Genomic DNA, 923 nt, shown 5'->3' with positions numbered 1-923 from the left:
GCCTTGCATGGCTATGTATTCACCATGCAATAGTGCAACGAATTGCACTGGGTTTCCCCATTCGGGTATCGTCGGTTATAACGCTTCATATCAGCTTACCGACGCTTTTCGCAGATTAGCACGCCCTTCATCGCCTCTGACTGCCTAGGCATCCACCGTGTACGCTTAGTCGCTTAACCTCACAACCCAAAGGTGTTTTTCGTTATTGGTGTGGCTGTGAACACACTCTGCTATGTTGTGCAGTGCGCGCAATCCTCATGAACGTTAAGTTCACTCCGGTTGCTGTGCGCTGTACGCCTTGCCGAGTGTCTTCTCGCTCACACTGCAACAATGATTAACCCATTGTCATTGCGATTATTTGAGAGACTCTATTACAGGTTACTCTTTATCTCAGTATATCTACGGAGAGATAAATTTCAGCTGTAATGTTTCAATTTTCAGCTTGTTCCAGATTGTTAAAGAGCAATATTTCACAACACACTGTGCCTTACGACCGCAGTACGTTTTGAAATAGTTTTTTTATATGGTGGAGCTAAGCGGGATCGAACCGCTGACCTCCTGCGTGCAAGGCAGGCGCTCTCCCAGCTGAGCTATAGCCCCATATAAAAAGCAAAATACCTTATCGGCATAACTCATTCTCAGACAAGACGCAGTCACGCGACGTTTATGGGTATAAACGAGTGTGTCTGTAACGCACTATGAGGATGAGTTGGTGGGTCTGAGTGGACTTGAACCACCGACCTCACCCTTATCAGGGGTGCGCTCTAACCACCTGAGCTACAGACCCAACAAGGTACTAAAGCCCGACTAATCTCTCAGCCCGGCCTTATTTGCTCGTTACTTTCTATCAGACAATCTGTGTGGACACTACGCAATGCGTATCGTTTAGGTAAGGAGGTGATCCAACCGCAGGTTCCCCTACG

General features: G+C 47.5%; 2 tRNA genes and 1 rRNA gene. All 3 read right to left on the bottom strand.

Going from position 1 to position 923, the window contains the following annotated elements:
• A 23S ribosomal RNA gene (locus V2A85_RS24030) occupies window positions 1–179 on the bottom strand; the annotation flags it as partial.
• A gap of 345 nt (window positions 180–524) precedes the next feature.
• Window positions 525–600, bottom strand: a tRNA-Ala gene (locus V2A85_RS24025).
• Between the two features lie 110 nt (window positions 601–710).
• Window positions 711–787: transfer RNA gene (locus tag V2A85_RS24020), tRNA-Ile, on the bottom strand.
• Between the last annotated feature and the right edge of the window lie 136 nt (window positions 788–923).

Source organism: Yersinia sp. 1252 StPb PI (assembly GCF_048593885.1).
GTDB lineage: Bacteria > Pseudomonadota > Gammaproteobacteria > Enterobacterales > Enterobacteriaceae > Yersinia > Yersinia enterocolitica_E.
Note: the sequence above shows the minus strand (reverse complement) of the source record. Positions and strands in the feature narration are given on the sequence as shown.